General features: G+C 62.0%; 9 protein-coding genes and 2 pseudogenes. 9 read left to right on the forward strand and 2 right to left on the reverse strand.

Annotated elements, in window-relative coordinates:
• Positions 1–225 precede the first annotated feature (225 nt).
• Positions 226–444, reverse strand: a pseudogene (locus V7Q39_RS02430) (transposase); the annotation flags it as partial.
• A 156-nt stretch (positions 445–600) separates the two neighbouring features.
• Here V7Q39_RS02430 and V7Q39_RS02435 point away from each other — a divergent pair.
• From V7Q39_RS02435 to V7Q39_RS02475, 9 genes and pseudogenes are all read left to right on the forward strand, one after another.
• The gene (locus V7Q39_RS02435) at positions 601–1,689 is read left to right on the forward strand and encodes a helix-turn-helix domain-containing protein (protein ID WP_333814710.1); all 1,089 of its coding nucleotides are present in this window, start codon (positions 601–603) and stop codon (positions 1,687–1,689) included.
• Between the two features lie 188 nt (positions 1,690–1,877).
• On the forward strand, positions 1,878–3,506 hold the full coding sequence (locus V7Q39_RS02440; RefSeq protein WP_333814711.1) for an ABC transporter substrate-binding protein: 1,629 nt from the start codon (positions 1,878–1,880) through the stop codon (positions 3,504–3,506).
• 80 nt (positions 3,507–3,586) lie between these two features.
• Positions 3,587–4,627 carry an ABC transporter permease gene (locus tag V7Q39_RS02445; RefSeq protein WP_333814713.1) on the forward strand — a complete coding sequence of 347 codons (1,041 nt, stop codon included), beginning with the start codon at positions 3,587–3,589 and terminating at the stop codon, positions 4,625–4,627.
• Positions 4,627–5,547, forward strand: a complete 921-nt coding sequence (locus V7Q39_RS02450; protein ID WP_333814715.1) for an ABC transporter permease — start codon at positions 4,627–4,629, stop codon at positions 5,545–5,547. The genes V7Q39_RS02445 and V7Q39_RS02450 overlap by 1 nt, the downstream gene beginning before the upstream one ends.
• Entirely contained in the window at positions 5,436–7,409 is a 1,974-nt protein-coding gene (locus V7Q39_RS02455; RefSeq protein WP_333814815.1) for an ABC transporter ATP-binding protein, read from the forward strand. Before V7Q39_RS02450 ends, V7Q39_RS02455 begins: the two co-directional genes overlap by 112 nt.
• A 37-nt stretch (positions 7,410–7,446) precedes the next feature.
• The gene (locus V7Q39_RS02460) at positions 7,447–9,030 is read left to right on the forward strand and encodes a GMC family oxidoreductase (RefSeq protein WP_333814717.1); all 1,584 of its coding nucleotides are present in this window, start codon (positions 7,447–7,449) and stop codon (positions 9,028–9,030) included.
• A 106-nt stretch (positions 9,031–9,136) separates the two neighbouring features.
• Positions 9,137–10,600, forward strand: a complete 1,464-nt coding sequence (locus V7Q39_RS02465; protein ID WP_333814719.1) for an aldehyde dehydrogenase — start codon at positions 9,137–9,139, stop codon at positions 10,598–10,600.
• Between the two features lie 151 nt (positions 10,601–10,751).
• A complete protein-coding gene (locus V7Q39_RS02470) occupies positions 10,752–11,852 on the forward strand; it encodes an amidohydrolase (protein WP_333814721.1) in 1,101 nt (366 codons plus the stop codon).
• A 67-nt stretch (positions 11,853–11,919) separates the two neighbouring features.
• Positions 11,920–12,106 (forward strand): annotated as a pseudogene (locus V7Q39_RS02475) (transposase); the annotation flags it as partial.
• 172 nt (positions 12,107–12,278) lie between these two features.
• On the opposite strand, the gene V7Q39_RS02480 reads toward V7Q39_RS02475, so the two are convergent.
• On the reverse strand, positions 12,279–14,729 hold the full coding sequence (locus tag V7Q39_RS02480; protein WP_333814723.1) for a GcvT family protein: 2,451 nt from the start codon (positions 14,727–14,729) through the stop codon (positions 12,279–12,281).
• Positions 14,730–14,739 lie beyond the last annotated feature (10 nt).

Here is a 14,739-nt window from a genome sequence, read left to right on the forward strand (position 1 = left end):
AACCCGCGTCTTTAGCTTGGAAGGCTAAGGTCTTACCATTACACAACGCCCGCGTCGCTCCGGTAGCTATTCGGCCGCGTTCCGTTCGTCAAGAAGGTATGCAGTCAACCATAGCCTGTAGGTCGCCTGACGGTCCGGCGAGGGTGTTGGGCGGTAAGCCCACTGACGGCAGCGCAGCATAGGAGCCGCAGAGACGCAGGGAAAGCGGCCGTTCACGCAGGGCGCGGCGAAGACCCCGTTGTCGCTCCAGAGCTTCCAGCGATTGTAGAGGGGTCTTCGCCGGGCCGTCCCTGGCGCATCACACCAGCGCAAGCAATTGCGGCTGATGAAGATTATCCCTCTAAGCACACGCCGATCATCAACACGTGGACAGCCATGGCTCTTGGGGAAAAACGGCTTCAGGGGCTCCATCTGGGCGCGCGTTAGCCAGGAAAGATTGCTCATCGATCAGGTCTCCTTGCAGAGTCTCAATCGCGCCAAATGACTGAAATCAATGGGTCTGGAGCCTAATCGCCCGAGGGTTGACCCTCAGGTTTAAGCCTGCCACTCTGCGGCCCACCCCGAGTCCCCCAGCATCGTCCAAGGTTCGACAAGGCTCAAATGCCGCCCCTCAGCCCGACCTCCAGCCTGCTGCAGGATTATCCTGAGGCCGCTTTGCAGCCTCAAGAAGCTTTTTCCTATGAATCGCTGTTCGACCGGGCCTTTGCCGAATCCTTCTTTGGCGCCTCACCCGAGCAAGCGGGGCGATTCTATGATGATGATCGTGGCATGGTGGTGCGCTCGGAATGCGACGGCGATCCTTTCCATCAAGATCTGATCCAGTTTGACGCCGATGCCATGGCCTTCACTGGCAGCGGCACCCCGCGCCCCCTGCCTCAGGTTGGGCATCACTTCCAAACCGTAGACTCTGGTGATTGGCTGCATTTCTGCCTGCGCCTTGGCGGTCGCGGGGTCGAAAACATCTCGAACTACGCCAATGTCGATCAGCCAAGCCGCAGTTGCATCGTCACCCGCTATCCGGCCGGCGCCCAGATCGAGCGGATCTCTTCGGCGCGTGACCACTGGCATACCGCTTGCCTGTGGCTGCGCCCCGCCGCCGTGTTGCGCTTTCTGGAAACCACCACCTCGCGGGTGCCCGAGCATCTGAGGCTGCTGGTCGATCCCGGCCATATCGACACGCCGCGGCATTTCTCGCTGACTTTGGATGGCCGTATGGTCTCGGCGGTCAGTCAGGTGCTTTCTTGCCCCTTCACCGGCGGCACCCGGCGGGCCTTTGTGCGCTCGCGCTATCTTGAGATTCTTGCGCTGATCTATCAGGCCGCGATGGAGTTGCCCGGCACCGGCGAAGCCGTCGGTGTCACCCTGACCCCCGGCACCGCCGAGGCGATTGCCCGCGCCGCGACCTTGGTTTCCAGCCGGTTGGACCGGATGGGAAGCCTTGATGAGGTCGCCCGCGAGGTCGGCATCAGCCGCACAAGGCTGACCCAAGGCTTCCGCGCTGTGATGGGCAGTTCGGTTGAAGGATACTGGCAGCACTGCCGGATGAGCTATGCCCGCGACCGGCTCAGCCAAGGGGCGGCCGTCAGCGAAGTGGCGCTGGAGCTGGGCTATGCCGAACTGGCCTCGTTCTCCCGCGCCTTCAGCCGGGTGTTCGGCATCAGCCCGTCGCGGATTCGGCATAGCGGCTGACCCTGACCGCCTCGCAGCCCCATACACGTCAGACAAACTCAGGCCAGACCCACCCCGCTGAACAGCCAGCCCTCTCACCTGTCCGTTGGGACAAGTAATTTGTCCGCAGGGTCAAAGGCGTTCGGACAGATCTGCACTAGCATGACCATTGTGAAGCCCGTGCCGCCCGCCGCCACTCCGAAGCGACAGTGATAAACAAACGTGAAACCCAGCGCAAACAGGAAAGTTTGCCTTCGAAAAAACCAACAGGAATAGGGATTAAGCCGATGACAACTCGCAGACAGATCCTTGCAGGTGCAGGCGCCGCCATGGCGCTTAGCGCCATCGGCCTGCCGATGGCCGCCAAGGCGCAAGGCAAGAAGACTGTGGTTCTGGCCTCGATGGGGCCGCTAACTGGCAACTTCGACCCCAGCTCGCATACCACTCTGGGCCAAGGCAATTTCGAGAAGATCGTCTTCTCGCAACTGACCCGCGCCCCGATGGAAGAGGGCAAAACCGATGTGCTGGAGCCTGATCTGGCCGTCAGCTGGTCGATGATCGACGAATTCACCTTGGAATTCAAACTCCGCGAAGGCGTGACCTTCCATGACGGCAAGCCTTTCGGCGCAGAAGATGTGAAGGCGACCTACGAATATGCCTCAGACCCGTCGCGCCCCGCCGCCTCTTACTACCCCGGTAAAGTCGATGTTGAGATCGTCGACCCGTTGACCGTGCGCCTGAAGACCGAGAAATACGGCTATCCAGCCTCGACCTTCTGGTTCGTCGCCAGCTCTTTGCCGATCATGTCGGCGACCGACATTGCCACCCCGGAACTGCTGCAGCAGCGCCCCAACGGCACCAACGCCTTCAAATACGTGAAGACCGAAGGCGACCGCAGTTATGTCGAGGCCTTTGATGGCTATTTCGGTGGTCGCCCGAAGATCGACGAGATCGTCTATGCCTATGTGCCGGACGCCAACACCCGTGTTCTGGGCCTGATGAACGGCGAATATCACATCGCTGAACGGCTTGAGCCCGAGCAATATGCCTCGCTCCTGAGCGACGACAAAGTCAGCGTCCGCAAGGGCATGTCGACTGAGAACAAATATCTGCACTTCCGATGCAATAAGGCGCCTTTCGATGATCCGCGCATCCGTCTGGCAGCGGCCCATGCCATCGACCGCGATCAGATCCTTGAGTTGATGGGCGATGCGGGCGTGGCCTCGAACTGCTTCATCTCGCCGATGAAGTTCGGCTTCACCGATATTGCCAACTACCCGAAATACGACCCGGCTGAATCCGCACGCCTACTCGAGGAAGCTGGTTTCCCCGGTGGTGCTGGCCTGCCTCAGCTGGAATACATCACCTCCATCGGCTTTTACCCGAAGACCAAGGAATATGGTGAGCTGATCGCCGCGATGATGATGGAAGTCGGCTTCGATGTGCAGCTGACCGTGCTGGAACCGGCTGCTTGGGAACAGGCGATCTATCGCGGCGCCGACGGCCAAGGTGCTGGCCATATGTGCGACGTGGGTTGGATGACCGGCTCGCCCGAGCCTGATCTGGTGCTGCGCCCGAACTGGCATTCCTCGGCCGCGCTGATCTGTGGAATCAATGATCCTGAGATCGACGCCTCGCTGGCCAAGGAACGCTCGACCCTCGACCCGGCCGAGCGGATGAAGGTGCTGTCGGAAGAGACCTTCCCCTTGATGGCCGCCAAACTGCCCAGCTTCTCGCTCTTCTCGGCTGTGGTATTCCATGGCGCGGCGAAGAACTTGGAAGGCGCTTATTACTTCCCGAATGGTCCGATCGACCTGAACAAGGCTGATCTGGTCTAATCGCAAACGACAAGGGATGCGCCGAAAGGCGTATCCCGCCAAAGGCTTTCGCGCAGCCCCCCTTCGGCTGGGCCGCGCGAATGGCTGAAAGGGCCGAGCCGACGGGCTGGGCGAGCCAAACAGGACAGGCCATGCTATTTGCCGTAGACTTTTTCCTGCGCAGGCTGCTGCAGGGTTTGGTCATCATCGTGCTGGTTGCGATGCTGATCTTCACTTTGCTGCGCATTGTGCCCGGCGATCCGGTCCGCATCATGCTCGGGCCGATGGTCTCGGCAGAGGTGGCCGAAGAGACCGCCCAGAAAATGGGGCTGCGCGACCCGATCCCGGTGCAATTCGCCCGTTACGTTGGCCAGGTCGCCAGCGGCGATTTCGGCCGTTCCTTCGTGCGCAGCGCCCAAGGGGCCAGCACAGGCGGCTCGCGTGGAGGCGACACCTTTGACGCGGCCAACCGTGCCTCGGTGATGGGTCTGATCCTGATCGCGTTGCCCTATAGCCTCTTGTTGGCAGGCCTGTCCTTTGCCATCGCCATGGCCGTGTCTTTGCCCATCGGTATTGCAGCCGGCCTAAAATCAGGGCGCTGGCCGGACCGGATGGCGCTTTATCTCAGCTCTGTCTTCGTCTCTTTGCCGAATATCTGGCTGGCCTTGGTGTTGATCTTTCTGGTCTCGGTCAAAGGCGGCCTTCTGCCCGCCATCGGCTACCGAAATTGGACCTATGCGATCCTGCCTGCCATCGTCTTGGCGATCGAACTTACGCCAGTTTTCATTCGCTCGGCCTCGGTCGCGGTGTCCAGCAATATGATGGAATCCTATGTGCCATCTGGGATGATCCGCGGCCTGTCGCGCAAGCGGATGATCGTGGCGCATGTGCTGCGCAACTCGATGATCCCGATGCTGAATGTTGTTGGCATTCAGGCCATTGGCCTGCTGCTCGGCTCTCTTTTCGTCATCGAATATGCCTTCAACTACCCCGGTGTCGGCCTCTTGATGATCAACGCCGTCTTCCAGCGTGATTTCCCGGTCATCCAGGCCATCGCCATCCTCGCCTGTATGGTGCTGGTGGTAGTCAACATCTTGGTCGATTTCGCCGCCACGACCATCGACAGAAGGTTGCAATACTGATGAGCGCCGAGCTTGCACCCATGCTGCCCAAGACGCCGACCAAGAGCCACGGTCCGCGCACGCTTTCGGCGACCATGTTTGCCAATGCCTGGAGAACCACCGAATTTCGCATCGGCTTTTTCATCTTCTTCGGCCTAATCCTGCTGTCGGTCGTCGGCCCCTCGCTTCTGGGTGTCTCGCCGACCAAATTCAGCGTGGCGGATAAATTCCTGCCGCCCCTGGGGTTTGAGGGTGGAAGCTGGTCGCATGTCCTCGGGACCGACCAGCTGGGTCGAGACCTTTTTGCGCGATCGCTGATTGGCCTGCGCAACGCATTGATGATCGGCGTGGTCTCCGTGGTCGGTATGTTCCTGATCGGATCGATCATCGGCATGATTGCGGGCTATGTCGGCGGTTGGGTGGATCTGATCCTGATGCGGATCACAGATGCGCAGATGGCAATTCCGGTGATCATCCTTGCCATCACCATCCTAGGTGTGTCGCGCCCAACGCCCGTTACAATCGTCTGCGTGCTGATCCTCGCCGGTTGGCCCGCCTATGCCCGCACCGCCCGAAGCGTGATGCTGTCCGAGCGGCGCAAGGAATATGTCCGCGCCGCCAAGATCCTGGGTGCCTCAAACCTACGGATCCTTTTGGTCCATATCGCCCCAAATATCCTCCCGCCGATCGCCTTTGTCGCAGTGCTGGATGTGGCGCGGATGATGATCATTGAGGCAATCCTTGGCTTCATCGGCATTGGCATTCAGCCCCCGACCCCAACCTTTGGCACCATCATCGCTGACGGCACCAAATATCTGATGAACGCTTGGTGGATCACCACGGTCCCCGGTCTTCTGCTGGCGATCTCGCTTTGTGGCATCAACCTCATGGGTGGCGCATTGGAGCGCGCCCGCAACAAGCTTCTGCAGGGGGTGTCATGAGCGCCGCTGAACCCATCCTTCAGGTCCGCGATCTTTCCGTCGAACTGAATACAGCCCCTCAGCGCCGCAAAGTGCTGGATAATGTCTCGCTGGACCTACACGCTAATGAGGTGCTGGGGATCATAGGCGAAAGCGGCTCGGGCAAGACTGTGCTGTCGCGGGCCATGGTCAATTGGGTCTCGCGCCCGCTGGAGATGACCAGCGGCCAGATCCTTTACCGTGGGCAAGACCTGCGGCTGATGCCTCCGGCAGAGCTACAAGGCCTGCGCGGGCGCAAGATTGCCTATATCGGTGCCGACCCGACCAGCGCCCTGGACCCGACCCTGCCGATTGGCCGCCAGATCGTTGAAAAACTGAAATCGGTCGAGCCGGGGATTTCCGACGCCGACGCCAAGCGCCGGGTGATCGAGACACTGCAGGCCGTTCGTATCCCTTCGGCCGCTGAACGGTTCAACGAATTCCCGTTCCAATTCTCGGGCGGGATGATGCAGCGCGTAATGATCGTTGATGCTTTGGTGACCAGCCCCGATCTTCTGGTCGCCGACAACATCACCCAGCCTTTGGATGTGACCGTTGCCGCCCAGATCCTGCGCCTCTTGCGCGATCTTCAGGCCGAATACCGCACTGCGATCCTCTTCGTCTCGTCGCTTTTGGGCATGGTGAATGAGATTGCCGATAATGTGCTGGTTCTGGCGGACGGCAAAGTGGTGGAACGGCAGTCGATGCAGGGCATACTGCACCGGCCCGAGCACAATTACACCCGCCATCTGGTGCGCGAGATGCCGCGGATCTGGGAGGCTCAGCCAGACGTAGCCGCCGCCCCTTCCGTCACCGCAAGCGATGGCCGCGAGGTTATCCTTTCGGTCCGGGATGTCAGCCGGACCTATGCCACCAAGGACCGCAACCGCCTGTTCGGCAAGCAACAGGTGCAAGCGGTGCGCGGGGTTTCCTTTGATGTTTATAAGGGCGATAGCCTTGGCATCGTTGGAGAATCTGGCTGCGGCAAGTCGAGCTTGTCTCGTCTGCTCAGCCGCCTCGAGGCGCCCGATACCGGCGAGATCCTGTTCAAAGGCCAGAGTATCGCGGGGCTGCGCGGCAAGAGCCTTTTGAACCTGCGGCGGGGCTTTCAGCTTTTGCTGCAAGACCCCTATAACTCGATTCCCTCGCACCTCACCATTGGCCGCACCGTGGCCGAGCCGCTGATCATCCACGGCGGGCGCTCTAGGGCAGAGATCCGTGCGAAAGTGGCCGAGACCATGGCCGAGGTCGGCCTTGCGCCCGAACTGGCGCATAGCCTGCCGGTCGGCTTGAGTGCCGGGCAGCGCCAAAGGGTGAATATCGCCCGTGCGATGGTGCTGGAGCCGGAACTGCTGATCTTGGACGAGACGCTTTCGGCTTTGGATCAGGTCGAACAGGCCAAGCTATTGGCTTTGTTTGAAAAGCTGCAAGCTCGCCATGGCATGACATATATCTATATCTCGCATGACCTTGGCATGGTGCGCCGGGTCTGCAGCCGGGTGGCGGTGATGTATCTGGGCCGGGTGGTGGAGCTGGCTGGCAATGAAATTACCTTCTTCGACCCCGGTCATCCCTATACCCGCGCGCTTCTGTCCGCTGTGCCGGCGATCGAACATCGGCCCTATAACGCCTCGACCTACCTTCTGGAAGGTGAGCCGCCGAACCCGATCAACATCCCGCCGGGATGCTCTTTCCGCAGCCGCTGCCCCTTTGCCTTTGACCGTTGCGCCACCATTGACCCAAGCCTGAAGCCGCGCGGCAAGGATGATCTGGCGGCCTGCCATCTGGCGGCGGGGGCAATGCCCGCGCCCTCCCATGCCACATCCGACACCATCCTGGCCTGAGCGCCGGAGCCAGGGCAAGACCTGAGGAACTCATCAGATGGACTTCGACTATATCGTCATCGGCTCAGGCAGCGCAGGGTCTCCGCTGACGGCTCGCCTGCTTGACAAGGGCATGAAGGTTCTGCTGATCGAGGCCGGCAAGCGCGAGCGGATCCCGATAACCCGCCTGCCCGCCGCCTTGATCCATACCGTCGGCAATCCGCGCTATGACTGGTGCTACAAGACCGAGCCGGACCCGACCCGCAACGGGCTGGTCGAGGCTTGGCCGCGTGGCAAGGTGCCGGGGGGGTCTTCGGCGATCAATGGGATGATCTTCATCCGCGGCGCCAAGCAGGATTATGACGCTTGGGAGGCTTTGGGTAATCCCGGCTGGGGCTGGAAGGATGTGCTGCCCTATTTCCGCCGGATGGAGACGGCGGACAATGACAAAGATAACGGCGTGCGCGGCGGCATGGGTCCGCAGCGTGTCTCGGCCCTGCGGTGGAAACATCCGGTCTCTGAGACCTTCCTCAAAAGCTTTGTCGCCGCCGGTGCCACCTTCAACGCGGATATGAACGGCGTCTCGCATGAGGGCGTGGCGTGGAACCAAGGCTCCACCAAGAATGGCATCCGCGCATCGGCCTTTGACAGTTTCGTGCTGCCAAAGCTGAAGGATGCGCGCCTGCGCTTTATCGACGACACTGTGGTCGAACGGGTTACGATCAAAGACGGCCGCGCCACCGGGGTCGAGGCATTGCAATCGGGCAACAAGGTCAGTTTCACCGCCCGTCGCGGCGTGGTGCTTTGTGCAGGCTCGATCAACTCGCCACAGCTTTTGATGCTGTCAGGCATTGGCGACCCGGTAGAGTTGAAAAAGCACGGGATCACCCCGCTGGTTGATAGCCCTGAAGTCGGCAAGAACCTTCTCGAACACCCCGGCCTTTACGCCTTGGCCGAGATGAAAGTGCCCACCGCCAACCGGATGGCGCGGCCCCTGCGCGGCGCTTTGGCCTTTGGCGAATGGCTTTTCAGGCGGCGCGGCGTGATGAGCGTGCCGACCGCCCAGCTGATCGCCTTCATCAGATCCCGGCCCGAGTTGGAATATACCGATCTGCAATTCCACCTCTTCCCCTTCGGTCTGGCACAAACCAAGACCAAGCTGGAGGTACCGAAAGCCGATCTCGTCACCATTTTGATGAACATCAACCATTCGAAAAGCGTTGGGCATCTGGAGCTACGCTCGAAAGATCCCCACGAGAAAGTGGCGATCTTCGCGCGCATGCTCGACCATCCAGATGATGTCGAGACGCTGCTCGGCGGTATCGCATGGATCCGCAAGATCTGCGCCCAGCCGCCTTTCTCGAAGGATATGATCCGCTTCCTTGACCTGCCCGCCGAAGGTAGCTCGCGCGAGGAAGAGATCGCCTATCTGCGTCGCAGCACAGTGCCTTTCTTCCATCCCGTCGGCACCTGCCGGATGGGGCCGGATGATACGGCCGTGGTGCGCCCCGATCTGAAAGTGCGCGGGGTTGAGGGGCTTTGGGTGGCCGATGCCTCGATAATGCCGCGCCATATCTCGGGCAATACCAATGCCACTGCCATCATGATCGGAGACAAGGCCTCGGATCTGATCCACGCCTGATGCCGGTTCGGCAGGGGCGGCCCAACCGGCCCTGCTGCCCATCTGACTGACTGGCACTTTGGTGCCCCCGCCATCCTCTCCCTGCGTCCCACCGGGGCGCAGACCAATGCCCCATGTTCAAAAGGCCGGTTCTGACATGACTGATTTCTCGGATCTTTTCATCGGCGGTCGCCGCGTCGCCTCCACCGCCCCCCGGATCATTGAGCTCCGTTCGCCCTATGATGGCGCAGTCGTCGGCACCGCGCCCTTGGCCAGTGCCGCAGATATCGACCGCGCCGTGGCCGAGGCTCGGCGGGCCTTTGACCATGGCCCATGGCCCCGGATGACGGTGGAAGACCGCCTGCAAGTGATCGAGCGGTTCCATGCGCTTTATGAAGCGCGGTCAGATGAATTCGCCCGCCTTGCCTCGCGTGAGATGGGCGGGCCGCATTGGTTCACCCAAGCAATACGCACGCTGATCACGAATCAAAGCCATGCCTTCTTCACGGCTGCGCGTAGCTATCCTTGGGAAGACCGGCGCGAGGCTTATCCCTCGGGAAAAGGTCTGTGGCTGCGCGAACCTGTGGGCGTGGTTGCAGCCATCATCCCATGGAATGCGCCGCATCAGGTGGCTTTGGGCAAGCTCTACCCCGCGCTGATCGCGGGCTGCACTGTGGTGCTAAAACTGGCCGAGGAAACTGCCGTAGATGGCCAATTCTTAGGCGAGCTTTTCGCCGAGGCCGGGCTGCCGGAAGGAGTCTTTAGCGTGCTGGCGGCGGATAAAGAGACCAGCGAGCACCTGGTCATACATCCCGGCATCGACAAGATCGGCTTTACCGGCTCAACCGAGGTTGGCCGCCGCATCGCCGGCCTTGGCGGCTCGCTGCTCAAACGGGTCAGCCTAGAGCTGGGGGGCAAATCCGCGGCCATCGTGCTGCACGATGCCGATCTGGCGGAAACCGTCGCCGCTCTCAAGTATCGCTCCTTCCCCAACAACGGGCAGGTCTGCGTGGCGCAAACGAGGGTCTTGGTGCCGCGCCCGCGTCAGGCCGATTATGCCGAGGCCATGGTCGCCATGATCGAAGCCATGACCATTGGCGATCCAAGCGATGAAAACACCTTCCTTGGTCCGGTCGTCTCGGAACGCCAACGCCAAAAGATCACAGATTACATTCGGCAGGCCGAAGCCGAGGGCGCCCGCATCGCCACCGGTGGAACCGGCCTGCCCGAAGGGATCAACCACGGCAATTTCATCCGCCCGACGCTGTTCACGGATGTCGACAATGCCTCGCGCATTGCTCAGGAAGAGATCTTCGGACCCGTCGTCTGCATGATTCCTTACGACAGCGAGGAGGAGGCCGTCGCTTTGGCCAATGCCTCCGACTACGGGCTGGCAGGTTCGGTCTGGACCCCGGATGCAGCCCGCGCCGAAGCAATCGCCCGGCAGATTCGCACTGGCACAATAACCCATGGCAATGCCGCAGTTGACCTTTTGTCGCCCTTCGGCGGCTACAAGCAAAGCGGCATCGGGCGCGAGTTCGGAGCCGAGGGGATCAACCACTATATCGAACACAAAACCATCGCCTTGTGACGCAAAGCCCCCGGAAGTGCCTTAACCTAAGGTTTTCCAGGAGCGCGCCTTACCAAGATTAGAGACGTGGCGGGTATCACCCGAGTGCCGGAGAGCAAAATGACAGCAGAGTTGCCTCATTATCTGATCGAAGAAGCCCGGCGATGGCGGCATGACCTGCACCGCCACCCCGAGATCGCCTATCAGGAGCATCGCACGTCGGCCTGTCGCGGGCAAACTGGCTGAATATGGCTTTGAGGTAAGCCGGGGTCTGGGCGTCACCGGGGTCGTCGGCACACTGCGCCGAGGCAGCTCGCACCGCTCCATCGCTTTGCGCGCCGATATGGATGCATTGCCGATCCATGAGCAAACCGGCCTGCCCCATGCCTCGTCCCAGCCCGGAATGATGCATGCTTGCGGCCATGACGGTCATACCGCGATGCTGCTGGCCGCTGCCCGCCATGCCGCCAGCCGCAAGGATCTGCATGGGGTGCTGCATGTGATCTTCCAACCCGCCGAAGAGGTCGAAGGCGGGGCGCGCCAGATGATTGAAGACGGGCTCTTCGATCAGATCTCGCCAGACCGGGTGTTTGGCATGCACAATTGGCCCGATACCGCACCCGGATCGGTGGCCGCGCCGGATGGGGCGATGATGTCGGCCTTTGGCACTTTTGATATCACCATCGCAGGCCGAGGCGCTCATGGGGCGATGCCGCATCAGTCGGCCGATCCTGTGCTGGCAGCCAGCCAGATTGTCTCGTCATTGCAAGTCATCGCGGCGCGGAATGTCTCTCCTTTGGACTCGGTGGTGGTCTCGGTCACCAAGATCCATGGCGGCGATGCCTATAACGTCATCCCGGAGGCAGTGAAGCTGGCGGGGACCACCCGTTGGTTCACCCCCGAAGGCGCCGATCTGATCGAGCGCCGTCTGACCGAGGTCGCCCAGCATGTCGCCGCCGGTTTCGAATGCCGTGCCGAGGTGCTGCATGAGCGCCGCTATCCCGCCACCGTCAACGACGCGGGTGCCGCCCGTTTCGTCCGTGACATCGCAGCCGGTGCGGGTTTTGCCATCGCCTCTCCGCCGCCCTCGATGGGGGCTGAGGATTTCTCGTTTATGATGGAGAGGAAGCCGGGCTGTTATATCTGGCTTGGCGCGCGGAAGGAGGGTGAAAATCCGATGCTGCATTCGCCCCGGTTTGACTTCAACGATGCCGTGCTGCGCGACGGGATACGGCTGTGGAACCAGCTGATTTCCGGAGCCTTGGCGGCCTGAGCCGGCTCTGTTGCACAAATCGCCTGCGCGGATTCATGTCGTGATCCCAACATGATAGTTGGGACACATGAGCAGGCCAACACCCCCATCCACAAGACCAGCAACTGGCCAGCCTACAACGAGGTACTCAAGCGTCTCGGCTCGCTGACGATCTGGTTCGAGCCCGCCATGACCTGGGAAGCCGCGCCGAAGGCAAACGCTGTCGACAGCCCGACTACAGCTATGCGGCGATCCAGACCTGCCTGACCATAAGGTGCTGTTCTAAGGTCAAGTCGAGAACCGTCCCGCAGTCCGAAAAACACCGGAGCTGAGCCGCAGCCATGTCGGAAGAATGCCCTCATAGTGAATGGCGGAAAGAGCCGAGACTAGAGCGAAGCCTTCTGCGGAAAGACCAAGGCCGGAGGGATCTTCGGCATTCGCCCCTTCTCAGGCTTTGATCCTCTCCCCATTAGGATCATACCACGGGCCGAGCTGCAGCTTGGCAGGGTAGCGTTTCATGGCGACCTCGACCTCCCATGTGCCTGTTTCCAGCCAGTCCTTCGCAACCCCCTTGGGATGCGACACATAGCCGAGGCCCAGCGAGGCGCCGACGCGGTGGCCATAAGCGCCCGACATCACCGAGCCCACCAGCCTGCCATCGCGCAGGATGGGCTCGTGGTGATAAAGCATCGGCGCCTCCGCGCCGCCAGTCAGCATCACCTGCACCAGACGGCGGCGGACCGGCCCTTCTGCCTTCTGCCGCAACAGCGCCGCGCTGCCGATGAAGCCGCCCGGCTTGTCCAGCGCCACGGCAAAGCCGAGACCGCCGTTGAGCGGAGTATCTTCCTCGCCGATGTCATGGCCCCAGTGGCGATAGCCTTTCTCCATCCGCAGGGAATTCAGCGCGAAATAGCCCGCGGGCTTCAGGCCAAGGTCCCGGCCCGCCTCCGCCAGCACCTCCCAGACATGGGCGGCAAATTCGGTCTCGATCATCAGCTCGAACCCCAATTCGCCCACGAAGGTCAGCCGGCTGGCCCGCACCCGCGCATAGCCGAGGTCGATCTCGCGCGAGGTGCCGAAGGGAAAACCCGCATTCGAGACATCGTCGGGCGAGACCCGCGCCATCAACTCGCGCGCCTTCGGCCCCATGATGGCCAGCATCGCCGTGCCCGAGGTGATGTCAGCGACATGGACACGCGCGCCCTCGGGCATGTTGCGGCGCAGCCAGGCCAGGTCGCGCCGCTGCGACAGCGCCACCGTCACCACGAGGAAGGCATCCTCTGCGACGCGGATCACCGTCACGTCAGCCTCGATCCCGCCGCGCGGGTTCAGCCACTGGGTATAGACGATCTTGCCCACCGGCACGTCGCAATCGCCCGCGCAGACATGGTTCAGCGCGGCCAGCGCATCCGGCCCCTCGACCCGGTATTTGACGAAGCAGCTGTAGTCGAAGACCGAGACGTTTTCTGCGGTATTGCGGCATTCGGCGGCGACGTTCTTGAACCAGCTCGGCCTGTGGTAGGAATATTCGACATTCGCCACTTCCTCGGGTGTGCCGAAGAAGCCCGGACGCTCCCACCCCGCCAGTTCGGTCATGAAGACCCCCGCCTCCAGCCAGCGGTCGTGGAAGGGCGAGCGGCGCACCCCGCGCGCGGTTTCGAACTGCAGCCCCGGCCAGTGCATGCCGAACAGCGTGCCGATGGTCTCGACCGAGCGGTCCTGCAGGTATTTGCGGTTGCGCTGGAAGGCCTGCGTCCGGCGCACGTCCACGTCGCTCAGTTCGACCGGGGGATGGCCCTCGGCGATCCACGAGGCCATTGCCTTGCCCACCCCGCCCGAGGACAGGATGCCGATGGAGTTGAAGCCGGTGGCCGAGAAGAGCCCGCGCACCTCGGCCGTCTCGCCCAGATGATAGCGGTTGTCGGGGGTGAAACTTTCCGGGCCGTTGAAGAAAAGCTGGATTCCGGTGCGCTCCAGCACCGGCACCCGCTTCATCGCCATTTCGAGATAGGGGCCGATATGGTCGATGTCCTCGGGGAGGGCATCGAAGCAGAAGCTGTCGGGGATGCCCGTCTGGCCCCAGGGCTTGGCGCCCGGCTCGAAGAAGCCGACCAGGAGCTTGCCCGCGTCCTCCTTGTAGTAGGACCATTCGTCGGCGGTGAACATCACCGGCAGGTCGCGCGGCAGGCCGGGGATAGCTTCGGTCACCACGTAGAAATGCTCGGCCGCGTGCAGGGGCAGCGTGACGCCGATCTCGGCGGCCAGATCGCGCGACCACATGCCGCCGCAGATCACCACCTTCTTCGCGGCAATGGGGCCCTGATCCGTCATCACCCCGGTGGCGCGGCCGTTCGCGGTCAAGATCTTGGTGACGGCGATCCCCTCCAGCACCTTCGCCCCGCCCATCCTTGCGCCCTTGGCATAGGCCATGGTCACGTCGGCCGGGTTGACCTGGCCGTCGTCTGGGAACCAGAAGCCGCCCACCAGCCCCTCGGTGCTGATCGGCGACCAGCGCTCCTTGACCTGGCCGGGCGTCAGCGCCTCAACCGGCAGGCCGAAGTTGCGCCCCATCGAGGCGCCGCGCGCCAGTTCCTCATACCGCGCCGGGGTCTTCGCCAGCCGCAGCGAGCCGTTTCTCTTGAACCCCGTCGCCTGCCCGGTCTCTGCCTCCAGCTTGCCGAACAGCTCGCCCGTATATTGCGCAAGCTCGGTCATCCGCTGCGTCGCGCGCAACTGCGTCACCAGCCCGGCCGCGTGCCATGTGGTGCCGCAGGTCAGCTGCCTGCGCTCCAAGAGGACCACATCCGCGATCCCCAGCTTCGTCAGGTGATAGGCGATCGAACAACCGGCTACGCCGCCGCCCACGATCAGGACTTCGGCGGTCTGGGGAAGGGTCATGAAAAGCGCC

Source organism: Tabrizicola sp., from assembly GCF_036781545.1.
GTDB lineage: Bacteria > Pseudomonadota > Alphaproteobacteria > Rhodobacterales > Rhodobacteraceae > Tabrizicola.

What these genes read in the sequence shown, in the direction of transcription:
- V7Q39_RS02465 (WP_333814719.1), top strand. Translation starts at nt 9,137, where the DNA reads ATGCCCCATGTTCAAAAGGCCGGTTCTGACATGACTGATTTCTCGGAT.
- V7Q39_RS02480 (WP_333814723.1), bottom strand. Translation starts at nt 14,729, where the DNA reads ATGACCCTTCCCCAGACCGCCGAAGTCCTGATCGTGGGCGGCGGCGTA.
- V7Q39_RS02450 (WP_333814715.1), top strand. Translation starts at nt 4,627, where the DNA reads ATGAGCGCCGAGCTTGCACCCATGCTGCCCAAGACGCCGACCAAGAGC.
- V7Q39_RS02470 (WP_333814721.1), top strand. Translation starts at nt 10,752, where the DNA reads ATGACCTGCACCGCCACCCCGAGATCGCCTATCAGGAGCATCGCACGT.
- V7Q39_RS02445 (WP_333814713.1), top strand. Translation starts at nt 3,587, where the DNA reads ATGGCTGAAAGGGCCGAGCCGACGGGCTGGGCGAGCCAAACAGGACAG.
- V7Q39_RS02435 (WP_333814710.1), top strand. Translation starts at nt 601, where the DNA reads ATGCCGCCCCTCAGCCCGACCTCCAGCCTGCTGCAGGATTATCCTGAG.
- V7Q39_RS02460 (WP_333814717.1), top strand. Translation starts at nt 7,447, where the DNA reads ATGGACTTCGACTATATCGTCATCGGCTCAGGCAGCGCAGGGTCTCCG.